The organism is Bosea sp. 29B (assembly GCF_902506165.1).
Taxonomy (GTDB): domain Bacteria; phylum Pseudomonadota; class Alphaproteobacteria; order Rhizobiales; family Beijerinckiaceae; genus Allobosea.
The window spans coordinates 2,607,321-2,629,369 of sequence record NZ_LR733817.1 but is presented as its reverse complement, the minus strand read 5'-3'; the positions used below and the strand labels follow the sequence as shown (position 1 = coordinate 2,629,369).

The following is a 22,049-nucleotide window of genomic DNA, read 5'->3' as shown; positions in this document are numbered from 1 at the left end:
GGCGCCGGTCAAGCGGCGCGGTCCTTCATGCCGCCATCGGTCAGGCGGTACCAGGCGATGATGGCGGAGACATAGAGCTCGTTCAGCGCGTGCAGCGGCAGCGGCGTGATCGACGTCACCGGGAAAGGCAGGCTCGCTCTGTCGCCGGTCGAGATATACTGCGCCATCGCTCTGCCCATCGCGGTCTGCAGGCCGACGCCGCGGCCCATGCAGCCGATGTCGACAAGCAGGCCGGGTTCCGGCTCGTGCAGATGCGGCAGGAAATCGCGGGTGAGCGCGACGCGGCCGCACCAGCGATACTCGAAGCGCAGCCCCTTCGCCTGCGGGTACATCTTGCCGACGACCCGCTCGAGATGGGCCCAGTCGGCGACGCCCTGCGGCTCGCGGAAGGGCCCGCGCCCACCCATCAGCAGGCGATTGGTGTGGTCCTTGCGGAAATAGAGCAACAACTGGCGGGTGTCGGAGGTGACCTGCCCCTCCGGCAGGATCGTGCCGGCGAGATTGTCGGAGAGCGGCTCGGTCGCGACGATGAAGGAGTTCGGCCGGATCACCGTCTGGCGCAGCTTCGGGATCAGGTCGCCGGTATAGCCGTTGGTCGCGATCACCACGCGCGGTGCGGTGACGCTGCCCCCCTGGGCGGTGCGCACGACCCAGTTGCCGCCATCGCGACGAAGGCCGGTCACCGGGCTCTGGCCGTGGATCACAGCGCCCGCCTTCTGCGCGGCGCGGGCAATGCCGCGGGCATAGGCGAGCGGCTGGACGCCGCCGCCGCGCGGGTCGAGCCAGCCACCGAGATAGCGGTCCGTGCCGAGGAGGCGGCCGACGTCATCGGCATCGAGGAAGCGGGCCGCGACGCCGCGCATCGTCCACTGCTCGGCCCGGCGCTTGACCGTCTCGACCATGGCGGGCGTATGGGCGCCCTGGATCCAGCCGGCGCGGCGATACGGCACGTCCATGCCGTGCTTCTCGATCAGCCCGAAGACGAGATCGGCGGTCGAGCCGACGAAGGAGACCAGCGCAGCGCCCGCTTCGGCCCCGAATTTGGAGACGATCTCGCTGGGATCATATTTGATGCCGGGGATGACCTGACCGCCATTGCGGCCCGACGCGCCCCAGCCCGGTTCGCGCGCTTCCAGCACGACGACCGAGACGCCGGCCTCGGCGAGATGCAGCGCGGTCGAGAGGCCGGCATAGCCGGCACCGACGATGCAGACATCGGCCCGAGCATCCGCATCGAGCGGCGGTGTCAGCGGCGCGGCCGGAGCGGTCGCGTGCCAGAGCGCGGGCTGCAGCGGGAAAGGCTCTGCCATCTCGATATCCTTCAGATCGGCTTGAGCACGCGACGCAGGAAGTCCTGCGTGCGCGGATTGCGTGGCGCGCTCAGCACCTCGCGGGCTGCGCCTTCCTCGACGATGACGCCACCATCGAGGAAGAGCACGCGGTCGGCGACCTCGCGCGCGAAGCCCATCTCATGGGTCACGACCAGCATGGTCATGCCCTCCTCGGCAAGGCTCTTCATCACGCCGAGCACCTCGCCGACCAGCTCGGGATCAAGCGCCGAGGTCGGCTCGTCGAACAGGATCGCCTTGGGCTGCATGGCGAGCGCGCGGGCGATGGCGACGCGCTGCATCTGGCCACCGGAAAGCTGGGCCGGATAGGCACCGAACTTGTCCGCGAGGCCGACGCGGGCGAGCAGGTCGCGCCCACGCTCCAGGGCCTGCGCGGCCGGCTCCTTCTTCACATGGATCGGCCCCTCGACGACGTTCTCGAGCGCGGTCCGGTGCGGGAACAGGTTGAAGCGCTGGAACACCATCGCCATGGCGGTGCGGATGCCGACGATCGAGCGATCGGCGCGGTCGACCTTCGCTCCATCGACCGTGATCGAGCCGCCATCATAGGATTCAAGCCCGTTGATGCAGCGCAGGATAGTCGACTTGCCCGAGCCGGAGGGGCCGATCAGGCAGACGACCTCGCCACGCTGGACGCTACCGGTGATGCCCTTCAGCACCTGATGGGTGCCGAAGCTCTTGGTGACGCTGGAGAGCTCGATCATCGCCTGGCTCCCTTGCCGAAGCGGCGTTCGAGCCAGCCGACGAAGGCGATCAGCGGCAGGCTCATCGAGAGATAGAGCAGCGCGACCAGCGTGTAGACCGTCATGTTCTTGAAGGTCGAGGACGCCAGCAGCGAACCCTGCAGCGTCAGCTCCGCGACAGTGATGGTCGAGGCCTGCGAGGAATCCTTCAGCATCATGATCATGATGTTGCCATAGGGCGGCAGCACGACCTTGACCGCCTGCGGCAGGATCACCCGGCGCATCATCAGGAACCAGCCCATGCCGATCGACTGGGCCGCTTCGACCTGGCCATGGTCGATCGCCTCGATGCCGGCGCGGAAATTCTCGGATTGATAGGCGGAATAGGCGATGCCGAGGCCCAGGATCGCCGCCTGCAGCGCGGTCAGCGCAAGACCGAACTCCGGGAAGACGAAGTAGATGTAGAAGAGCTGCACCAGGATCGGGATGCCGCGCAGCGTGTTGACGACGAGCTTGGCGACCAGCACCAGCGGCGCCACGCCCGAGACGCGCATCAGCGCCCAGACCAGGCCGAGCACGGTGGAGAGCGCCAGCGAGCCGAGCGTCACGAGGATGGTGAACTTCAGCCCCTGCAGCAGCAGCGGCAGGAACTGGGCGGCATCGCGCAGAAAGGATTGCATCGGAGGTCGGTTTCGACGGTGTGATCGCGGAAGCGCCGCCGGCCTCGCCTCGTCGATCAGACCGCGAGGCGAAGCCGGAATGCCACGGGAGCGCTTATTCCAGGCCCCATTTCGCCAGGATCTTGTCGAGCGTGCCGTCGGCCTTGACCTTGGCGAGACCGGCATTGACCTTCTTCAGCAGTTCGCCGTCGCTCTTGCGCACGCCGATGCCGACCGACCCGGTGATGATCGGCTTGTAGGACTTGACGAGCCGGACGTTCGGAAACTGTCCCTGCTTCAACGTGTAGGCCATGATCGGCGCGTCGGCGAAAGCGGCCTGGACGCGGCCGGCGTTGACGTCTGCAAGGATGTCCGGCGAGGTCTTGTAGAGCTTCACCTCAGGGAAGAGCCCGGTCTTCTGCAGCGCCTCGACATAGGCGGTGCCGATCTGAGCGCCGACCGTGTAGCCCTTCATGTCGGCGAGCTCGACATAGTCCTTCTTGTCGGAGGCGGGGACCAGCAGGCCCTCGCCATAGGTGTAGATCGGGTCGGAGAAGTCGATCACCTCCTTGCGGGCCGGGGTGATGTACATCGCCGCCGAGATCAGATCGATCTTGTTCGCGGTGAGCGAGGCGACCAGCGTCGAGAACTGCATGCCCTCGACCTCGACCTTGAGGTCCGAGGCCGCGGCGATCGCCTTGACCAGGTCGACCATCACGCCTTCGATCGTGTTCGTCTTGGTGTCGAGAAAAGTGAACGGCATGCCGGTCGGCGTCGAGCCGACCTTGAGGACGGACTGGGCTGCGGCCGGCGATACGGACGCAGCGACGGCGCCTCCGGCCAGCAGGGTCAGGAAGGTCCGGCGTTCCATGGCAATGTCCCCTCATTTGTCCGTACGCCCGGTGAGGCGTCGGCTCATATTTTCATGAGTATGAAGATACGAGCATAGGACGATCTTGCCGGCAAGCGATTTTCATGCACATGAAATAGGCCAAGAAGGAATCGCGATGAGCCTGCCTGCCGCCGACCTGCCGCATCTGCATGTCGATCGTGAGATCGGGGCGCGGCTGCGCCAGCTCCGGCGTGCGCGCCGGCTGTCGCTGGAAGAGCTTGCGAGCCGCACCGGACTGTCGATCGGCTTCCTCAGCCAGATCGAGCGCGGCCTGTCCTCGCCGACGCTGCGCGTGCTCGCCGCTGTCGCCGACGCGCTCGGCACCGCAATCTCCGAGCTCTTCCCGACCGATCAGCGGCAGGTCGACCCGACCGCCACCATCGTGCGCCAGTCGGACCGCGGCGAATTGCAGCTCTGGCGCTCCGGCATCCGCAAGCAGCTGCTGACCCCGCAAGCGGAAGGCGCCAAGCTCAACCTCTTCATCGTCGAGATGGAGCCTGGTGCCAGCACCGGCGACGAGCACTACATCCATCATGGCGAGGAAGCCGGCCTCGTGCTCAGCGGCGCCATGCTGCTCAATGTCGAGAACGAGAACTGGGTCATGCGCGAGGGCGACAGCTTCCGCTTCCTCTCCTCGCGGCCGCATCGCTTCGCCAATCAGCACGACGGCATCACCCGCGTGCTCTGGGTCAACTGCCTGTAGCCCGCACCGCCATGCACATGGCGCATAACAACGCTCTTTTCCAATAGGCCGATCTGCGTCTAAGCCAATGCTGCCATGAACAAAGGCGGCTGGACAACACCGCCTCAGCGGCACGATCAGTCGCATGGGGAAACGCAAGGGAGGTCGGCATGGCAGGGCAAGCCGCCAGCAGGACCGTCCCGTTCGGCACCGTATCCGGGCCGCAGCGGCGGACGACATCGATGATCCAGATCAAGGCGCCGTTTGCATGCGCGCCGAATGATCCCGCTTTCATCCCCCGACAATCAGCCAGCCTTCCGGCAGCCGGCCTTCCCGCGCAAGAGGACAGATAGCCATGACACCAGCGCGACGGCACCAGAACGATCCTTCCAATGCGGCTCCGACCAACGCAGCCGATGGAGTCGCGGTCAGCGGCGAATTCAAGGTGAGGCTGCCTGATGGCGCCGTGCTGCGTGCGTTGTCGCAGGGCCAGGGCCGCCCCGTACTGCTGGTCAGCGGGCTCGCTGGTAGCGCCGCGTTCTGGGACGACAATGCAGCGACGCTCGCGCGCTCCTTCCAGGTCGTGCGCTTCGATCAGCGTGGCATCGGCGCCAGCGATCGCGGCAGCGCGCCCTGCACGATTGACCAACTGGCGAGAGATTGCCTCGCCGTGCTCGATGCGGCCGGCGTCGAACGCGCCACCGTGCTCGGACACTCGACCGGTGGCTGTATCGGCCTTGCGCTGGCGCATCAGGCGCCGGAGCGGCTCGACGGGCTGATCCTCAGCGGCAGCTGGCTGAAGCAGAACCGCTACATGACCGCGCTGTTCGAGACCCGCCTTGCCATCCTCGATCAGCACCCGCGCGCCTATGCGGCGACCGCAGCGCTAATGGCCTATCCGCCGACATGGCTCGAGGCGCATTGGAGCGTCTATGAGGCCGCCGTCGCGACCGCGCCCGACACCCCCGAAGCGAAGCAGGTGGTGCGCGAACGCATCGACGCGCTGCGTGCCTTCGACGCCTCGGCCTGGGCCGGGGAGCTTGCCCCGCCGACCCTGATCCTCGGCACGCGCGACGACATGATCGTGCCCGCCTTCCTGCAGGAGGAGCTCGCCGCCGCCATGCCCGGAGCGCGCAAGACGCTGCTCGATACCGGCGGACACTTCTTCCCGATCTCCCGCCCCGACGCCTTCACTGCCAACGTCGCCGAGTGGATCGGGGCGCTGTAGCGCCACCGCGACGAACTGCCCCTGTATCCAAAGGAGCGGGCTGCGCTATCTCAGAAGGAGTCTAAGCTAGGAGAGACGCCCGATGAGACTGATTGCCAGCGCTACCCTGCTCGCCCTTGCCGCGATGGCTGCCTCCCCCGCCCGGGCGCAGGACGTCTCGGCCGGCGAGCGTTCGTGGAACAAGTGCCGGGCCTGCCACCAGATCGGCGAAGGCGCCAAGAACCTGGTCGGCCCGCAGCTCAACGGGCTGTTCGGGCGCCATACCGGCGAGGTCGAGGGCTACAGCTATTCGACCGCCAACAAAGGCGCCAACATCACCTGGGACGAGGCGGTCTTCGCCGAATACATCAAGGATCCGAAGGCCAAGATCCCCGGCACCAAGATGATCTTCGCCGGCATCAAGAACGACAAGGAAATCGCCGATCTCACCGCCTTCCTCAAGCAGTTCGGCAAGGACGGCAAGAAGCTCTGAGAGACCATCAAGGCCCGCCGCTCCGGTTTGTGATGGGCGGTGCCGGCTCAAGGACGCCGGCGCCGCCCGTTATGGCGCCGGTATCACCGCTTCCAGGACAGGAAAATGCCGGCCCGGAAGAAGCCTCCGCACCGGCTCGCTGCCGGCGAGGCATGCTCGAAAGCATTGCCGGCTACAAATTTGACTGGCGAGCAGCCCCCCGAATCACCATATGGTGCCGCCGGAGGGCGCATGGGGAAGTCGGCAAGGACAGCGAAGGCGACCGTCGGAAAGAAGGCGGGCGAGCCAAAAGTTCAGATCGGCGCGATACCGTATCGGCACCGGCCGGACGGTGCTGTCGAGATCATGCTGGTGACGACGCGCGAGACGCAGCGCTGGATCGTGCCGAAAGGCTGGCCGATCCGCGGGCTGAAAGGCTATGAAGCCGCCGCGCGCGAAGCCATGGAAGAAGCCGGGCTCCTCGGCGAAGTCGGCAAGAAGCCCGTCGGCCGTTATACCTACTGGAAGCGGCGCACCCGCGATTTCGTATTGTGCAAGGTCAGGCTTTATCTGCTCGCGGTGAAGGAGCAGCTTCCGACCTGGCCCGAGCAGGACCAGCGTCGCTGCCAATGGTTCACCCAGGCCGATGCGGCCGATCTCGTCGACGAACCTGCGCTCGGCGCGATCCTCCGCGATCTGAGATTCACGGCGCCCTGACCGCCTGGTTCAGCGCGCATCGTGGAAGATCAGCCCGGTCGTATAGCGCTCGCCCGAGCGCACCCGGCTGACGCCGTGGCGCAGATTGACGCGATAAGTTCCGCGCGTTCCCTGCACCGGCCGGTGCTGCACGGCAAAGATCGCAGCCTCGCCCTGCCGCAGCGGCACCACCTCGGGCCGGGACTGCATGCGCGGGCGCTGCTCGACCAGAGTGAACTCTCCACCGGCGAAATCCTTCCCCGGCTCGGAGAGCAGGATCACCATCTGGAAGGGGAAGAACAGGTCGCCATAAAGGTCCTGGTGCAGGCAGTTGTAGTCACCCGCGCCATATTTCAGCAGCAGCGGCGTCGGCCGCTGCTGGCCTTGCGCATGACAGAGCGCGAGGAAGTCGTCGAGCGCGTCCGGATAGCGCTGGGCGATGCCCAGCGCCGCATTCCAGCGATTGGCGATCGGTGCGAGGCGGGCATAGATCAACGGGCGCAGCGCCGCGATCACATCGGGAAGCGGGTGGGCGAAGTACTGATATTCGCCGCGACCGAAGCCATGGCGGGCCATGACGATACGGCTGCGGAAATGGCTGGGCTCATCATAGAGCGCGCGTAGCGCAGCGCAGGCGCCGGCGTCGAGCAGCGGCCCGGTCAGGCCGACACCGTGCTCGTCGAGCTCGCTCCCGATCCGCGGCCAGTCGAGCGCCGCCACGCGCCCGTCCATCGTCTGCATTCTCGAGCCCGAAGCCGCCGTCGCCGCCATGATCTACGTCCTTCGCTGGCCTTGTCGACGGCGATGGAACGCGCAAGCCTCGGCTCGCGACACCCGGTTTCTGCCTCGCGGGCCGCCGATCGAACCAGGACGGGCACCTAAAAAACAACCGCTTGACCTTCCCATGATGGGAAGGTGTAGCCATCTTCCAACGAGACAAGGAAGGTGATGCGTCATGACGATGCATGTGAAGCATGAAGGGCCCGAGACCGGGCATAGCGTGATCGATATCCCGGTCGACGGGATGACCTGCGCGTCCTGTGTCGGGCGCGTGGAAAAGGCGATCTCAGCCGTTCCCGGCGTGAACGGAGCCGCGGTCAACCTTGCGACCGGCAAGGCTCGGGTGACGCTGGCCGGCGGCAGCGCCGAAGCGGTGGCCGATGCGATCCGCGGCGCAGGCTACGAGCCGGGCGCAACGACGATCGCACTGGCGATCACCGGCATGACCTGCGCCTCCTGCGTCGGCCGGGTCGAGAAGGCCTTGCACACGGTGCCGGGCGTCTTGAGCGCCGAGGTCAATCTCGCGACCGAACGGGCGACCGTCCGGGCCGCAGATGCCGGCATTGTGCCGGCGCTCGTCGCCGCCGTCGCGGCCGCGGGCTACGAGGCCAAGCCCCTCGACGAGGGACGCAGCGACGAGAGCGATGCCGCCGCCCGCCGCGAGGCCGAGCAGACCGCCCTCTTCCGCGCCGTCGTCGTCGCGGCACTGGGGACGCTGCCGCTACTGGTGCTCGAGATGGGGCCGCATCTGAGCGAGGTCTTCCATCACTGGCTCTATGCCCGCATCGACGCCTTCGTGCTGAAACTGATCGCCTTCGGCCTCACCACCATCGTGCTGTTCGGGCCGGGCCTGCGCTTCTTCCTGAAGGGCTGGCCGGCTCTGCTGCGCGGCGCCCCCGACATGAACGCGCTGGTCATGCTCGGCGCCGGCGCGGCCTATGCCTATTCGGTCGTCGCGACCTTCACGCCGGACTGGCTGCCAGCGGGCACGGACTACACCTATTTCGAGACGGGAGCGGTGATCGTCACCCTGATCCTGCTCGGGCGCTGGTTCGAGGCCCGCGCCAAGGGCCGGACCAGTGAGGCCATCAAGCGGCTGGTGCAATTGCAGGCGCGTTCGGCCCGCGTGCTGCGCGACGGCGTCGAGAGCGAGATCGCGATCGAGCATGTCCGGGTCGGCGACCTCGTGCTGGTGCGACCTGGCGAGAAGATCCCGGTCGACGGCGAGGTCGTCGAAGGCGCGTCCTATGTCGACGAAGCCATGGTGACCGGCGAACCCGCCCCCGCCCACAAGAGCGTCGGCGCCAGCGTGATCGGCGGCACCATCAACCGCAACGGCGCGCTGCGCTTCCGGGCGGAGAAAGTCGGCGCGGACACCCTGCTCGCCCAGATCCTGCGCATGGTCGAGCAGGCGCAGGGCGCCAAGCTGCCGATCCAGGCGTTGGTCGACCGCGTCACCAACTGGTTCGTGCCGGCGGTGATCGCCGTCGCCTTGCTGACCTTCGCGGCCTGGCTCGTCTTCGGCCCCTCGCCCGCTTTGACCTATGCCCTGGTCAACGCCGTCGCAGTGCTGATCGTCGCCTGCCCCTGCGCCATGGGCCTGGCGACGCCAACCTCGATCATGGTCGGCACCGGCCGCGCCGCCGAGCTCGGCATCCTGTTCCGCCAGGGCGCAGCGCTGCAGGGTCTGAGCGAGGTTTCGACCATCGCCTTCGACAAGACGGGAACATTGACCAAGGGCCGGCCCGAGGTGACGCGCTTCGTCGCGGCCGAAGGCTTGGCCGAGGAGGATGCCCTGCGCCTCGCCGCATCGGCGGAAAGCGCCTCCGAGCACCCCTCCGCCGAGGCGATCGTCGCCGAGGCGAAGCGGCGCGGCCTCAAGCTCGCCCCGGCCGTCGACTTCACGGCCGAGCCCGGTCTCGGTATCTCGGCCCGGGTCGAGGGGCACGAGGTCCTGGTCGGCTCGGCCCGGCTGATGGCGGAGCGCGGCGTCCCCACAGGGATTTTCGCAGAGAAGGCTGCGGCCTCGGCTCGCGACGGCGAAAGCCCGCTTTATGTTGCGGTCGACGGCAGCATCGCCGGCCTTGTCGCCGTGGCCGATCAGGTCAAGCCGGGGAGTTCGGCCGCGATCGCCGCCCTGAAGGCGCTCGGCCTGCGCATCGTCATGGTGACCGGCGACAACCGCGCCACCGCCGAGGCGATCGCAGCCCGGCTCGGCATCGACGCGGTCGAGGCCGAGGTGCTGCCGACCGACAAGGCGGCGATCGTTGGGCGGCTTCAAGGCGGCGGCAACAAGGTCGCCTTCGTCGGCGACGGCATCAACGACGCGCCGGCCCTGGCCCAGGCCGATATCGGCATCGCCATGGGCGCCGGCACCGACATCGCCATCGAGAGCGCCGACATCGTTCTGATCTCGGGCGATCTGCGTCACGTGCCGGAAGCGATCAGCCTGTCCAAGGCGACGATGACCAATATCCGCCAGAACCTCGGCTGGGCCTTCGGCTATAATGTGCTGCTGATCCCGGTCGCGGCCGGCGCGCTCTATCCGCTCTGGGGCGTATTGATGTCGCCGGTCTTCGCCAGCTTCGCCATGGCCTTCTCCAGCGTCAGCGTGCTGGCAAATGCATTAAGGCTGCGCCGCTTTGCGGCGCGGCAGGACATCACCACGGCGCCGAACTCGGCCCCGGCCTTCGGGAGGATGGGATGAACATCGGACAAGCAGCCGAAGCCTCCGGCGTCAGCGCCAAGATGATCCGCTATTACGAGCAGATCGGACTGATCGAGCCGCCGGCGCGCTCGCAATCAGGCTACCGGGTCTATGCCGAGCCGAACATCCATACGCTGCGCTTCGTGCGCCGCGCCCGCAGCCTCGGCTTCTCGGTCGAGGAGACCGGGGCGCTGCTAGCGCTCTGGCGCGACCGCTCGCGCGCCAGCGCCGACGTCAAGACGCTGGCGCTGAAGCATGTCGCGGAGCTGGAAGAGAAGGCCGCGGCGCTGCAGGCGATGGCGGCTACGCTGCGCCATCTCGCCAGCCATTGCCATGGCGACAAGCGGCCGGACTGCCCGATCCTCGACAAGATCGGCTCGCCGAACTGAGACGCCGCAAAGCAAAATGCCGGAGGCCTTTCCAGGCCCCCGGCATTCGCCGATACGAAAAGAATGTGTCGTCGGCAGCGCCGTTCAGCGCCGCATCGCCTCGGCGAGGCGCGGCGAGAAGGTGCGGGTCGGTCGGCGGACGACCACGACGGACCGGTTCGGCGTCATCACCGTGGTGCGATGCGCGGCCTTGCGGATCAGCGGCACGACCTCGGCGACGGTAACGCCCATCAGCTGGGCGGCGAGCTCGGCCTGCTGCTCCGGCGAATCGCTCATGCACTGCGCCGCCGTCACCGCCTCTTCGAGGGTCGGCAGCTCTTTGCGCGGGCGCAGGATCCGCGGCGGGGGATTCTTGTATTCGGGCATCTCGATGGCTCCTTGGATGCCTAAAATAGCACTTATTGTGCACTGCACAAGATTGCCTGGATTATTCTCTGCAATGCAACAATTGCAGATCGGACTGGCACGGGGCTTGCGCCTTTGGAAAGCCTGAAACCGGCAGGAGATTGTCTGCCTCAGAGCCGGTTCCGACCGGCCGGCTCTCATCGTCTCCATAAGGAGAGATCTCATGAGCGCAGCGGATGCGGCCATGCCGGCCGCGCAGACCCGTCGACGCCGCCCGCCCGCCCCCGTGCCGGAAGAACGCGAGTTCGGCCGGCTCGAATTGCTGCTGCGCCTGCGCCGCAACCCGCTGACGATCTGGCGCACCCGCCATTTCCGCGAGCCTATCGTCGCCGGCGAGGGCCTCTTCGGCTATGGCGTCGTCGTCTCCGACCCGGATGCCGTCCGGCATGTCCTGGTCGAGAACGCGGCGAATTACCGCAAGGACGACCTGCAGCGCACCGTCCTCGCGCCTGGTCTCGGCGAAGGCCTGCTGACGGCAGAGGGCGAGGCCTGGAAGCGGGTGCGGCGGACGCTGGCGCCGCTGTTCACACCGCGCAGGGTCGCGGCGCTCGCCGAGCGCATGACGGCTCCGACCGAACGGACCGTCATGCGCATGGCGCGCCGGCGCAGCGGGCGCATCGTCGACATATCGGCCGACATGACCCGCGTGACCTACGACATCCTGGCCGAGACGATGTTCTCGAACGCGATCGCCGGCGGCGCCGAGGCCTTCGGCAAGGCCCTGACCCGCTATTTCGAGACGCAAGGGCGGATCGACCCGCTCGACGTACTCGGCGCGCCCTCATGGCTGCCGCGGATCGGCCGCTGGATGGCGCGCCCGGCGATCTCGTTCTTCGAGGCGCAGGTCAAGGCGATCATCGCGGAACGGCAGGCGCTGCATGCCGGCGGGACCTGGCATCCGGAGAAGCCCGACCTCCTCGACGCCCTCCTCGCCGCACGCGATCCCGAGACCGGGACGGGCCTCAGCGACGCAGAAGTCGGAGCCAACATCGTCACCTTCATCGGCGCCGGCCATGAGACGACCGCCAACGCCCTGACCTGGTCGCTCTATCTCACATCGCTCGCGCCGGATGTGCGCGATGCAGTGGAGGCCGAGATCGACGCCGCCGGCGAGGATCTCGCCGCTGCCGCCCTGTCGGGCGAGCGCCTGGCGCTCACCCGCGCCGTGATCGAGGAGGCGATGCGGCTCTATCCACCGGTGCCGTCACTGTCGCGCACGGCACTCGCCGACGACATGGCGGGCGCGTGCGTTATCCCCAAGGGTGCGCTGGTGGTGATCTCGCCCTATCTGCTGCACCGACACGAGACGCTCTGGCAGGCACCGGAGCAGTTCCGGCCAGAGCGCTTCCTGCCCGGCGCCCGCGAAGCCATCTCGCGCTATGCCTATCTGCCTTTCGGGGCCGGCCCGAGAATCTGCATCGGCCAGCAATTCGCCATGGTCGAGGCGGTGATCGTTCTGGCCTCGCTGCTGCGGCGGCTGCGCTTCGACTATGCTGGCGAAGAGGCGCCGATGCCGGTCCAGCGCATCACGCTGCGCCCAGGGCGCGGCATGCCGATGCGCATCACCATGCGGCAGACAGAACAACCGCCGCAGCCGACCGCGGCGAATTAACCACAGGCGCCGGAAAAGCGTTAAAGATGAACCCGATGTTTTTAAAGATATCGCGGCGGTGGTGTTCGGTGCGGCGCAACAGCCGCAACGCGAAGCACCGCGGAGCCCTGTCGTTCTTGGCTCTTCGACCCATGATTGGGTCGCGAACAATTTAAAACTTGGCAGAATCGTGACAAAGGCCGGCGGCTCTTGCCCAAAAAAGGCCAATATGGAACAGATGCCAGGTGTGGTGCTGTGTGGTCCTGCCCGGTTCTGCGAAACCGGCTCTGCCGGGGGCAAGGGCTACCAGATTGCTGGCACCATCAATTTTGGAAGCAACTTTTTACTGGGGTGACGTTATGCATGCCAAGACCTTGAAGGCCGGAACCATCCTCGTCGCGGGCGCGCTCGCGCTCGGCGGCTGCACGGGATCCCAGGAACGCGTCGCGACCGGTGGCGCTCTCGGCGCCGGCGCCGGCGCCCTGATCGGCGGCGCGGCCGGTGGCTGGCGCGGCGCCGCGATCGGCGCCCTGATCGGCGGTGTCGCCGGTCTCGTCATCGCCGACGCGATCGAGAAGGAGCGTGCCCGCGAGGCCGCCTATATCGCTGCGCGCTCGGGCGGCTCGAACACCCAGAGCTTCCGCAACTCGAGCGGCCAGGCCGTGACGGTCCGCGCCCGCACCGTGCGCACCTACAACAACAGCCAGGGCCAGCGCATCCGCGTCGTCGAGCGCAGCGTGACCCGCGAGGGCAAGGCCGCCGGCACCGACCAGGTCGAGGTCAATCTGGCGACGAACGAAGCGTCCGGCATCTGAGCCGCGGCGAAACGAGAACCGGTCCTCCCTCGCTTGCGAGGGGGGACCCCATGAGTATCGAACCGAGATGACTGCGCGAGCGCTGACGAAACGAGCCCTTTGCCTGACGGTTGCCTGCCTCATGGCGGCACCGCCGATGGGGGCTACGGCGCAGACGCAGATGATGGCGGGCTTCGATCCGTACAACCCGTTCGGCTCGGCCGCCCAGATCCTCTGGCAGCGCATCCAGCAGCAATGCCCGCAGCTCAAGCTGCCGGTCACCATAGGTATCGCCTCGCGTCCCGCGACGCGCGATGCTTTCACGACCGACCAGGGCAACAACATCATGCAGCAGATCCGGGCTGCATTCTCGAACATCCCCGGCATCACGATGGCGCCCTGGCTCGACATCGATCCGATCAAGGGCATCGTCGATACCGGCGTCCTCGACAATCCGCTGGCCGGCGACAACAAGGAACAGCTCAGCAAGATACAGCTCGAGGTCCGGGCTTCCGGCTACAAGGCCGGCGCGGCGACGCGCTTCAACCTGTCGGCGCATGGCTGGAACGGCTATGAGAGCTGCTCGCCGAGCCTCGACCCGTTCCCGGTCTCCCAGGATTTCATCGGCGAGGAATACAGCTCGACCGACGAGCTCTTCAACAAGGTCGCCGCCGGTGTCTGGGCGGCCTCGGTCGACACCGGCAATCCGATGACCTTGTCGGTCAGGATGCTGAGTGGGCTGCCGGTCAGCCCCGGCTGGCAGGAATTCTTCTCCGACAAGCTGCGGCGCGCGCTGAGCAAGCAGAACGCCGAGGAGAAGGAGACCAAGATCCGGGCCGAGCGCCATGTCCAGCTGGTCATCGCACACGACCCCGCAAGTGCAGAGGACAAGCGCTGGGACGGCATGGTCACCGTCGATCCGCGCCCGCTCGGCTATCGCATCTCGGTCAGCGTCAACCGCCGGAACACGACACCGGTCTCGGAAGACGGCCTGGTCACGCTCGACGAGTTGCCGACGATGCAGCAATGGGCGGCGCTCGGTCCGGAGGCCCATACGCCCCGGCTCGACCAGACGCCGATGCGGATCAATGCGCGGATCGAGGGCGGCCGGGCCCTGCAGCAATATCCCTTCCTGGTCGCGCAGGAATCCTATGTCGAGGTCGACATCCCGACCGCCAGCGTCCGCGGCCCGCACCCGGCCGTACCCGTCGACGTGCTTGGCCGCAACAACGCCCAGATGAAGACGATCCACATCGTCAATCCGAGCCGGCCGAACCTGCGGCGCTACAAGCTCGGTCCCGGCGAATACACGATCCGCGTCGCCAGCGCCGGCCCGGTCGCGCAGGACTTCCAGCTGCGGGCGCGCGCCGTCGACACCAAGGACATGCTGATGCCGGAGGCGCCGGGCCGGCTGCTGCGCCGCTTCCAGGACTGGTATGCCAGCGTCTCCGAGGATCCGCGCACCGGACAGCGCACCTGCTATGCCTATACCGCGGCGCAGGAAGCCGGGCCGCGCTACTGGCGCGAGCAGGCGCCGTTCATCCTGCTGCAGGCGAGCAGCGCCGGCGTCGGAAACGGCGACCTCCAGCACCTGATCGAAGACAAGCGCTACTACAAGCCCAATACGCCCTTCGAGGCCGTGATCCGCGAAGGCGGCGGCATGGTGCGCCGGCTCAACGCGGCGCCGACCGCCGCGGGCAATTTCATCCGCCCGACGAAGCAGGGCTCGAACGGCCAGCCTATCCTCGATATGGATGCCGTCGCCGGCTACAACAGGGGCACCACGCTTGAGATCCAGGGTACGGCGACCGATGGCCGGCCGGCCCATGTGATCTACTCGCTGCAGGGCTACCGCGCCGCCGTCAACGCCATGTCGCTGGAATGCGGCCGCCGCGACCTCGCCAACGCGCTGGTCTGGAAGTAGTCGCCAGCCTATGCGCTCAGGCCAGCGCCAGCGCGGCCCGCGCCGGTCCCGCATCCTGCGCCGGCTCAAACCGGATCAGGCCACGACGGACATTGGCGGCCCTGTCGAGCACCGCCGGGAGCGAGCGCGCGGACCGCTCGAGCACACCGAGCATGGCCGGTACAAGCCGGGGATCGTTCCAGACCTCCTGCGCCCGGCGACCGAACGGCGCCAGGAAAGGCTCAACCCCGCTCCAGGCCAGGATGATCTCGCGCGGGCGCGCCGCCGCAGCCTCCAGCCCCGACAGGATGCGCTCGATGATCGGGGCCCAGACACCGTCGTCATAACGCCCCACCGGCAGGAGGACGACCAGCCGCGCGGCATCCAGCAGGGTCGCCTGGGCCTGCGAAGCCACTTGGCCCGGATCGCGGAACAGGCGCGGCAGCAGGCGCGGCGCCAGGAAGCTCGCATCGACCTCGCGCGCGTCCACGCCGGACGCGTCGGAGAGCGCCAGGCGACGCTGCGTGACGTCCTCGCCGGCACTCGCTTGAGCGAGCGCAGCCGGCAGCGCGGCGGGCAAGGCGGCGAAGCAAACCGATTCTGCCGTCATCACATCCCGCTCCGCCTCGGCTCCCGACCGACCTGCGCCGAGAGCCCGGCGCGGCAGGTTTCCGCAAGTGCAGCCAGCCGGCCGCAAGATCAGGCCCGCACCGACAAGGTCGAGCCGAGCGCATGTCTTGCAAGACGGCGGGCCATCGCGCAAGGTCCGCTCACGTTGCCCCGCCCAATTCGTCTTCCCCGGAGCCTGTTTCCGTGACTCTTTCCGTGGCGCCGGTCGCCATCATCTGGGACGGCTCACGTCATGTCGCCGCGATCTGGCGGGACAGCGCACCGGCCCGTTTCCTCGCAGCCGAAGAGGCGAGCGGCCGTATCAGCCTGATCGCCGCCGCCGATGCCGGGACGGCGCCGCTGTTCGCGACCCTGCCTCCCGGCAGCCATGTGCTCCATGCCGTGACTGTCGAGCCCGATGGCAGGCTGACCGCGATCCCGGTGCAGCTCGACGACAAGCTGTCCTTGGCCGAGGCCGATCGAAGCGCCGCCGGCCTGGCACTGGTGCAGGCCTATCTCGACGATGAAGGCCGGCTGGCCCAGCAGACTGGCCCCGCCGGCTCGGTCCCACCGGCGCTGGCGGCAATGCTGGCCTCCGGGCTCAACCGGGCCAGCGGCTCGGACAGCGAGGGTTATCGGCTGCTGGCCGGCCCCTTCCTGCATCCGGACGACGAACGCGCCGCCACGACCATGCTTACAGCAAGCCGCGGTGAGACCGGCGGCTTGACGCTCGCCTTCGCCGGCGACGAGGCCGAAACCGCGGCAGAAGGGCTGCTGGTGGCGCATCTGCCGGCAGCGATGCGCGAGGCGCGGCAGAGCCTGGCGCAAATCGACCAGGACCTGCGGCTCGCCATCGAGGCCGAGCTCGACACGCTGGCAGCTTCGCCGGCCGATCAGCGCGACGTTGATGCGACCGGCCTCGGCCGCGTCGCTGCACTACGCCGTGGCTTTCGCCTGCTCCGGCCCCACGCCGAGGCCGGAGGTGGCGTGCTCCCGCTCCCCGACTGGGTCGAGGCGGACGAGATCATCGTCTTCGCCGAACCGCGGCGCCAGCTCGTCTGGGCGGGCGATGGCGAAGCAGTCAGCGGCAGCCCGTTGACGCTGCGCTGGCAGGAGGGCGCCTTTGCGGTGCTCTCGCCTGGCGCGCGCTACGCGGCCTCGGCCGCAACCGGACTGACGCTCGGCCAGGGCGGCGGCAACGCGCTCGTCGTCGCGGCCGCGGGAGGCAGTGCGCCTTTGCACGACGACCTCGCCCTCGCGGCAGCACGACTGGCCGAAGGGCTGTGGCGCGCGACGAACGCCGCCAGGCCGGCACGCCTCGGCACCATCCTCGGCGAGATCGCGCTGCGCCTCGCCCGGACGCCGAGCGGCGCCCTCGCCCTGCTCGATGCGCGCAGCAAGGCTCCCGCGACCCCGGTCAGCCTGCTGGAGGCGCTGGTCACGACGACCGGGATCGACCCGGACCGGATCGAAGAACTCGGCGAGCGCACGCTTACCGAGCAGGTCGCCATGCTCCAGCGTGCATTGACGCAGCCGCAGTTCGCAGCGCGTGCCTGTGCCGCGCGCCTCATCCTGCCCTTGCCAGGATCGACACAGGACGAAGCTGGGCTGGAGCAATTGCTCGCCTGGTACGAGGATCCCAATCTCCCGCAGGCGCTCGCCCGCGAGGCGATGGCGCTGGCCGGGCAGGATCGGCGCGCCATGCGGCTGCTGCACGATGTCGCCGCCAGCGTCCATCAGAGCTGGATCGAGACCGGGCTCGCCATCGAGGTCGAGCAGGCGATGGCTGCGGCCGCTACGCAACGTGGGCAGCGCCGGCTCTCCCCGCTCGATGCCCTGCTGCTGGAATTGCGCCGGCAGCCGCAGCGGCAGCCGACACCAGGCCTCGAGGCGATCGCCCGCATGCGCAGCGAGCTCGCCGAGGCCGCCCGGCAGGCGAGCCAGCCGGCTGCGATCACGGACGAACTCGGGCGGCGGCTCGGCGAATTGACCCCGGGCGAGATCGTCCTGCTGCACGGTCATTTCGCGTCCCTGCGACGCGAGGTCGAGCAGGCGGCGGCGGCGGCCGAGCTCATCCGCAGCTGGGAAGAGGTGGCCGGCTGTCCCGGCCTCGCCGCTCGTGCACATCGATCAGGCGATCCCGTGCGCGGTGCGCAGCGGCTCGCGGCAGCCAGCCGCAATTTCGCCGGCTCGCTGTCGCGGATCGAAAGCCTCGCCCCGGCCCTGGCCGAACTCGCGGGCGCGATCGACGGGCTGCTCGGCCCCGCCGGCGAAGGCACGGCGCGCAACAAGGCCTTGCGCGAGACGCTCGACGGCTATGGACGCCTTTTGCTGGCGCAGCTGGTACGGCACGAGGCCGATGCCGCCTTCGCCACCGTGCCCTTTGCCGGAAAAGCGCTCGCCGACCCGCAGGATACCGGCTTCGGCGCCGCCTATCGCAGGCTGAGAGCCGGGAGCGGCGACATGCTGCCGCGCTATCTCGCCGCCGCCGCCGCGCTGACCGGGCTCGATCATCACTGGGGAAGCACGCTTGGCGGCAACTCCGGGTCCGCCGCTTCGAGGCAGGACGCATGACCACTCTGCCCTGCTACAATCTCGAAACCCGGCTCGGCAGCTTCGCGGCGACCATCGCGCTCGACCGCAGCGGCGAGCTGATCGACCTCCTTGCCTTCGAGGCGCCCGAGGACATGGTCAAGGCGGTGACGGTCTCGCTGGTCTCGCATGCGCCGAGCCTTGCGAGCGGCATCGATATCGGCTGGCTGCAGGGCAATGCCCTGCTCGACAAGGCCGCAGTCCGGGCCGGCGAGCGGCTCGTGCTGGGACTCAAGCGCGAAGCGGTGATGCGCGCGGTGGCGAACCATCGCGCCCAGGCCGATGTCGACAGCGACGCCAGCCTCGAAATCGCCTTCTCCACCATCGTCGAAACCGCGGGCGGCACCCGTGCCTCGCCACGGCGCCTGCTCAAGATCGCCGCGCTCGCCGGCGCGTCCCAACCTGAATGGCGGATCGAGCCGGTCGAAATCGACCTGGACTCGCTGCAGGCCGGCAAGCAGCTGGCGATCGGCCAGATCGCGATCGACATCCCCAGGGACATCGTGCTCGAAGGCCGGCGCGGGCTGACCATCGAGGCGAGCTGCTTCGGCATCAAGGCGCAGCATCTTTCGCTCGGCGTCGCCGCGCCGATGGATCATTCGGTCTCGCTCAGGCGCTTCCCGGACGCCGGCACATCGACCAGCCGGCACCTGATCTGGCTCGCCGACGCGCCAGCGCTGGCCGGCCAGGAGGTGCGCCTCGACGTGACGCTGACGCGCGATGCCGTGCTCGACTTCGTCGACGAGACCAGCCAGGCCAATCCAAGGGCGCCGCTGCAGGTCAGGCTCACCGCCAAGCTCGGCGGCTGGGTCGGCCAGGACGGCGCCGGCCATGATCCGGACGGTCCGGCCAAGCCCTGGTCGAGCGCGCTCGAATCCCGCTCGGTGCCGATCCTTAGCCAGAACCGCGGCGAGGTCGCGCTGACCATCGCCGGGCAGCATTTCACCTGCCCGCTCGGGGGAACCGCCCAGTTCGAGATCACGGGCGGGCTCAATGCCGAGGTCGACCCGGACGACGAGACCTCGATCGTGCGCTGCGACGGGCTGGTGATCGACCTGCGCCGCTGGCCGCTGACCCGGACCGCGCCGCTGACCGTCGAAGTCAGCAGCAGGATGGGCGAGAGCGAGATCGCCGAGCCGCCGACGCCGTTCCCGCTCGAAATCGTGCGCGAGGGCGATTTCGGCCGGCGCGGCCGCGCCGTCGTGCCGATGCAGAACCTGACGACGACGCTGTCGCGCGCCGTGCGCACCAGCGGCGCCAATGTGCTGCGCGGCGAGATCACGATCTCGCTGGCGATCAAGGCCGGCGACGAGGGCGGCCGGGCCTTTGCGCAGGCGAGCCTGCCGCTGCGCTATAGCCGCCGCGTCCACCGCCTGCCGATCTGCATCGACCTCGGGGCGTCCGCGACCTCGATCTGGTCTGGCGCACCACGCGCCGCCGGCCGGGCGACCGAGATCAAGCCGCTGGCGCTCGGCACCTGGCTTTCCGCCCATGTCGACCCGCGCCATGGCGAGGCAGCCCTGCAGGATGCCGGCGCCGCGCCGCTGATCCCGAGCCATGTCGGCCTCGATTCCAGCAATAATCTGCGCGCCGATCATGCACCGCACAGCCTGCCCGACCTCGCCTTGATCGGCTCCGACCGCGCCAGCGTGGCGCGCCGTCTCAAGGCGTTCGCGCGACGCTACGATGTTTCGGCCCCCGCCCCGCCGCCACAGTCAGGCCTGCCCGAAAGCGGCCGGCGGATCGACTCGCTCAAGCACGCACTGACCTCCGGCGCGGTATCGCTGACGCTGAACGAGCAGGTGCATCGCTACGACGCCGCCACCGACCGCGTCGTCGCCACCAACACCGTCGAGATCGCTCCGCTGGTCGCCGACGTGCTCGACGAACTCGTCGATCTCTATGTGTTGCGGCTCGGCGAGGACCGACTGCGCGTCGAGGACCATGCCCCGCCACCGGTGGTGCCGCGCATCCTGGTCTCCTGCCCGAGCGGCATCGGCGACGAGATCGCCTCGCGCTATCGCGCTGCGCTCGAACTCTTCGCCCAGCGTCTTGAACGCCTCTTCCCCGGCGCAACCAGCTTCCCGGATGCAGCCGTCACCGTGCCCGAAGCGGTCGCCGCGGCGCGCTATGTCGCCAGCCTGCCGGAGGTGCGCGCCGCCGTGCCGGATCAGAGCGAGGCCCTGCTGGTCACGCTCGACATCGGCGGCGGCACCAGCGACGTCGCGCTCGCCTCGCTGCGGCGCGACGGCGACCGGCTGAACCATCAGACGCTCGCCACCTTCGGTCTGCCCGTCGGCGGCGACCTGATCGACGAGGCGCTGACCGGCATCGCCGCGACGCTGGTCGACCGGGCGATGGACGGCCAGGACGCGCATTGGCAGCCGGCCTTCGCCGAAGCCTCGCTCGCCCGCGCCATTCAGCGCGAGGACGCGGCCGCGCTGGCGGCGCGCAGCTGGCTGCGCAACGCGGTAAAGCAGGCCAAGGCCGGTCTCGCCACCCGCCTCAGCGAAAAGGCCCAAGGTTCCGGCACGCGCTATCGCTGGGATGCGGACGCTGCCGACGAGACCTTCGACATCGTCCTTGCCGAGCTGAAGCCGGATGCCGATCCGACTGGCCTCTATGTCGCTCAGAACGAGCCGGCATTGGCGGACACGACGCGGCGGCCTGGCCTGCAGCTCGCCGTCGACGGGCCCGACAAGGCCGGGACGCGCCGGCTGGTGCTGAAGCTCTCGCGTGGTGCCCTGGAGAAAGGCGCAGGCGAGGGCTCGCAGCACCTTGCCGAGATCGGTGCTGTGCTTGGCGGCCTGCTGCCACGCCTCGCTCGCGCCGCCGGGCCCAATCCGGTCAAGCGCCCCACCGTGATCATGGTTCCGACCGGGCGCGCCGCGCTCTGGCCGCCGATCTTCGAGGCGATCGCGGCCGAAGCCGACGCCAGCCGCGCCGCCTTCCCGTTCCAGCGTCCGTTCTCGCCGGCGGCGATGAAGAAGGCGGTGATCGCGGGGGCTGCCATCCTCGGCATCGAAGGCGACATGGCCGGGAGCGCGGTGCAGCACAAGAACCCGCTCGGCATCGCCGCCATGGCGGTGCAGATGCGCGATCTCGGCGCCACCGGCCTGCGCACCGAGTTCGCGGCCGAGCGCATCCATTATCTCGGCTACGACATCGGCTCGGGTGCGCGCGTCCATGCCGAGCATGACGAGGCGGCGCCGAGCCTCGGCGGGCGCGCCAATCTCGGCCGCCGCTTCCAGTTCGTGCGCACGATCCCGGGCCTCGACCCGCAGGGCAAGTCTCTCGCGCGCCTGCGTCCGCTGCTCGACGGCCAGGATCCGATGGTGCTGCTCGAGGGCGATTCGATCGTCGAGGCCCATCGCGAAGGGCTCGACGGCTTCGGTGTCTGCGAGATCATCAGCGAGGTGCTGTCGCCGACGAGCCGCAAGGTCACGGTCGTCGCCGCCAATGAAGGCTGGGAAGCCTGCTGGCGGATCGAGCACGACCGCGTCTCGCGCATCTACTAGGGATCGCAGGATCGTCATGGCCCGCACGCGAAAACGGCTCTGGCGTTCACAAGGGCGGCCTTGGCCCGCGCCGCCGCGACCGCAATCCCATCACCCCGCCTTCTCCGCCCAAGTGAGCTGA

At 68.6% G+C, this 22,049-nt stretch carries 19 protein-coding genes; 12 read left to right on the top strand and 7 right to left on the bottom strand.

Annotated elements, in window-relative coordinates; translation table 11 throughout:
* Window positions 1–8 precede the first annotated feature (8 nt).
* The 4 genes from GV161_RS12860 to GV161_RS12845 all read right to left on the bottom strand — a co-directional run bounded on the left by GV161_RS12860 (window position 9) and on the right by GV161_RS12845 (window position 3,562).
* Entirely contained in the window at window positions 9–1,310 is a 1,302-nt protein-coding gene (locus tag GV161_RS12860; protein WP_152015893.1) for an FAD-binding oxidoreductase, read from the bottom strand.
* Between the two features lie 11 nt (window positions 1,311–1,321).
* Entirely contained in the window at window positions 1,322–2,053 is a 732-nt protein-coding gene (locus tag GV161_RS12855; protein ID WP_152015894.1) for an amino acid ABC transporter ATP-binding protein, read from the bottom strand.
* A complete protein-coding gene (locus GV161_RS12850; RefSeq protein WP_152015895.1) occupies window positions 2,050–2,712 on the bottom strand; it encodes an amino acid ABC transporter permease in 663 nt (220 codons plus the stop codon). The genes GV161_RS12855 and GV161_RS12850 overlap by 4 nt, the downstream gene beginning before the upstream one ends.
* A 94-nt stretch (window positions 2,713–2,806) precedes the next feature.
* Window positions 2,807–3,562: an ABC transporter substrate-binding protein gene (locus GV161_RS12845; protein ID WP_110492264.1), complete on the bottom strand. Its 756-nt coding sequence runs from the start codon at window positions 3,560–3,562 to the stop codon at window positions 2,807–2,809.
* A 136-nt stretch (window positions 3,563–3,698) separates the two neighbouring features.
* Here GV161_RS12845 and GV161_RS12840 point away from each other — a divergent pair, with 136 nt between their 5' ends.
* The 4 genes from GV161_RS12840 to GV161_RS12825 all read left to right on the top strand — a co-directional run bounded on the left by GV161_RS12840 (window position 3,699) and on the right by GV161_RS12825 (window position 6,661).
* Window positions 3,699–4,286 (top strand): XRE family transcriptional regulator, encoded by a 588-nt coding sequence (locus GV161_RS12840; RefSeq protein ID WP_152015896.1) that lies wholly within the window; start codon window positions 3,699–3,701, stop codon window positions 4,284–4,286.
* A gap of 334 nt (window positions 4,287–4,620) precedes the next feature.
* Window positions 4,621–5,493 carry an alpha/beta fold hydrolase gene (locus GV161_RS12835; protein ID WP_152015897.1) on the top strand — a complete coding sequence of 291 codons (873 nt, stop codon included), beginning with the start codon at window positions 4,621–4,623 and terminating at the stop codon, window positions 5,491–5,493.
* An 82-nt stretch (window positions 5,494–5,575) separates the two neighbouring features.
* Entirely contained in the window at window positions 5,576–5,965 is a 390-nt protein-coding gene (locus tag GV161_RS12830; RefSeq protein WP_152015898.1) for a cytochrome c family protein, read from the top strand.
* Window positions 5,966–6,070: 105 nt separating this feature from the next.
* The gene (locus GV161_RS12825) at window positions 6,071–6,661 is read left to right on the top strand and encodes an NUDIX hydrolase (protein WP_348521244.1); all 591 of its coding nucleotides are present in this window, start codon (window positions 6,071–6,073) and stop codon (window positions 6,659–6,661) included.
* Between the two features lie 9 nt (window positions 6,662–6,670).
* Here GV161_RS12825 and GV161_RS12820 read toward each other — a convergent pair whose 3' ends face one another.
* Window positions 6,671–7,411: a 2OG-Fe(II) oxygenase gene (locus GV161_RS12820; RefSeq protein ID WP_152015899.1), complete on the bottom strand. Its 741-nt coding sequence runs from the start codon at window positions 7,409–7,411 to the stop codon at window positions 6,671–6,673.
* A gap of 184 nt (window positions 7,412–7,595) precedes the next feature.
* Between GV161_RS12820 and GV161_RS12815 the strand changes: the two genes are divergently transcribed.
* Window positions 7,596–10,127 carry a heavy metal translocating P-type ATPase gene (locus GV161_RS12815; RefSeq protein WP_244624175.1) on the top strand — a complete coding sequence of 844 codons (2,532 nt, stop codon included), beginning with the start codon at window positions 7,596–7,598 and terminating at the stop codon, window positions 10,125–10,127.
* Window positions 10,124–10,516: a Cu(I)-responsive transcriptional regulator gene (gene cueR, locus GV161_RS12810; protein WP_152015900.1), complete on the top strand. Its 393-nt coding sequence runs from the start codon at window positions 10,124–10,126 to the stop codon at window positions 10,514–10,516. Before GV161_RS12815 ends, cueR begins: the two co-directional genes overlap by 4 nt.
* Before the next feature lie 84 nt (window positions 10,517–10,600).
* Here the strand turns inward: cueR and GV161_RS12805 are convergent, their stop codons facing one another.
* Window positions 10,601–10,882, bottom strand: a complete 282-nt coding sequence (locus GV161_RS12805; protein WP_091834565.1) for a hypothetical protein — start codon at window positions 10,880–10,882, stop codon at window positions 10,601–10,603.
* Between the two features lie 202 nt (window positions 10,883–11,084).
* On the opposite strand from GV161_RS12805, the gene GV161_RS12800 reads away from it, so the two are divergent.
* From GV161_RS12800 to GV161_RS12785, 4 genes are all read left to right on the top strand, one after another.
* Entirely contained in the window at window positions 11,085–12,533 is a 1,449-nt protein-coding gene (locus GV161_RS12800; RefSeq protein ID WP_152015901.1) for a cytochrome P450, read from the top strand.
* A gap of 58 nt (window positions 12,534–12,591) precedes the next feature.
* Entirely contained in the window at window positions 12,592–12,867 is a 276-nt protein-coding gene (locus GV161_RS12795) for a hypothetical protein (RefSeq protein WP_152015902.1), read from the top strand.
* Between the two features lie 4 nt (window positions 12,868–12,871).
* Window positions 12,872–13,327, top strand: a complete 456-nt coding sequence (locus tag GV161_RS12790) for a glycine zipper domain-containing protein (RefSeq protein WP_159650244.1) — start codon at window positions 12,872–12,874, stop codon at window positions 13,325–13,327.
* Window positions 13,328–13,448: 121 nt separating this feature from the next.
* Window positions 13,449–15,230 carry a hypothetical protein gene (locus GV161_RS12785; protein WP_152015903.1) on the top strand — a complete coding sequence of 594 codons (1,782 nt, stop codon included), beginning with the start codon at window positions 13,449–13,451 and terminating at the stop codon, window positions 15,228–15,230.
* A gap of 16 nt (window positions 15,231–15,246) precedes the next feature.
* Here the strand turns inward: GV161_RS12785 and GV161_RS12780 are convergent, their stop codons facing one another.
* The gene (locus tag GV161_RS12780) at window positions 15,247–15,819 is read right to left on the bottom strand and encodes a hypothetical protein (protein ID WP_152015904.1); all 573 of its coding nucleotides are present in this window, start codon (window positions 15,817–15,819) and stop codon (window positions 15,247–15,249) included.
* Between the two features lie 203 nt (window positions 15,820–16,022).
* On the opposite strand from GV161_RS12780, the gene GV161_RS12775 reads away from it, so the two are divergent.
* Window positions 16,023–18,392: a hypothetical protein gene (locus tag GV161_RS12775; RefSeq protein ID WP_152015905.1), complete on the top strand. Its 2,370-nt coding sequence runs from the start codon at window positions 16,023–16,025 to the stop codon at window positions 18,390–18,392.
* Window positions 18,389–21,928 carry a hypothetical protein gene (locus GV161_RS12770; protein WP_152015906.1) on the top strand — a complete coding sequence of 1,180 codons (3,540 nt, stop codon included), beginning with the start codon at window positions 18,389–18,391 and terminating at the stop codon, window positions 21,926–21,928. The genes GV161_RS12775 and GV161_RS12770 overlap by 4 nt, the downstream gene beginning before the upstream one ends.
* Window positions 21,929–22,049 lie beyond the last annotated feature (121 nt).

Bases quoted from the DNA above. Each gene is read 5' to 3' on its own strand.
- GV161_RS12860 (WP_152015893.1), bottom strand. From the start codon at position 1,310: ATGGCAGAGCCTTTCCCGCTGCAGCCCGCGCTCTGGCACGCGACCGCT.
- GV161_RS12855 (WP_152015894.1), bottom strand. From the start codon at position 2,053: ATGATCGAGCTCTCCAGCGTCACCAAGAGCTTCGGCACCCATCAGGTG.
- GV161_RS12850 (WP_152015895.1), bottom strand. From the start codon at position 2,712: ATGCAATCCTTTCTGCGCGATGCCGCCCAGTTCCTGCCGCTGCTGCTG.
- GV161_RS12845 (WP_110492264.1), bottom strand. From the start codon at position 3,562: ATGGAACGCCGGACCTTCCTGACCCTGCTGGCCGGAGGCGCCGTCGCT.
- GV161_RS12840 (WP_152015896.1), top strand. From the start codon at position 3,699: ATGAGCCTGCCTGCCGCCGACCTGCCGCATCTGCATGTCGATCGTGAG.
- GV161_RS12835 (WP_152015897.1), top strand. From the start codon at position 4,621: ATGACACCAGCGCGACGGCACCAGAACGATCCTTCCAATGCGGCTCCG.
- GV161_RS12830 (WP_152015898.1), top strand. From the start codon at position 5,576: ATGAGACTGATTGCCAGCGCTACCCTGCTCGCCCTTGCCGCGATGGCT.
- GV161_RS12825 (WP_348521244.1), top strand. From the start codon at position 6,071: ATGCCGGCCCGGAAGAAGCCTCCGCACCGGCTCGCTGCCGGCGAGGCA.
- GV161_RS12820 (WP_152015899.1), bottom strand. From the start codon at position 7,411: ATGGCGGCGACGGCGGCTTCGGGCTCGAGAATGCAGACGATGGACGGG.
- GV161_RS12815 (WP_244624175.1), top strand. From the start codon at position 7,596: ATGACGATGCATGTGAAGCATGAAGGGCCCGAGACCGGGCATAGCGTG.
- cueR (WP_152015900.1), top strand. From the start codon at position 10,124: ATGAACATCGGACAAGCAGCCGAAGCCTCCGGCGTCAGCGCCAAGATG.
- GV161_RS12805 (WP_091834565.1), bottom strand. From the start codon at position 10,882: ATGCCCGAATACAAGAATCCCCCGCCGCGGATCCTGCGCCCGCGCAAA.
- GV161_RS12800 (WP_152015901.1), top strand. From the start codon at position 11,085: ATGAGCGCAGCGGATGCGGCCATGCCGGCCGCGCAGACCCGTCGACGC.
- GV161_RS12790 (WP_159650244.1), top strand. From the start codon at position 12,872: ATGCATGCCAAGACCTTGAAGGCCGGAACCATCCTCGTCGCGGGCGCG.
- GV161_RS12785 (WP_152015903.1), top strand. From the start codon at position 13,449: ATGGCGGCACCGCCGATGGGGGCTACGGCGCAGACGCAGATGATGGCG.
- GV161_RS12780 (WP_152015904.1), bottom strand. From the start codon at position 15,819: ATGACGGCAGAATCGGTTTGCTTCGCCGCCTTGCCCGCCGCGCTGCCG.
- GV161_RS12770 (WP_152015906.1), top strand. From the start codon at position 18,389: ATGACCACTCTGCCCTGCTACAATCTCGAAACCCGGCTCGGCAGCTTC.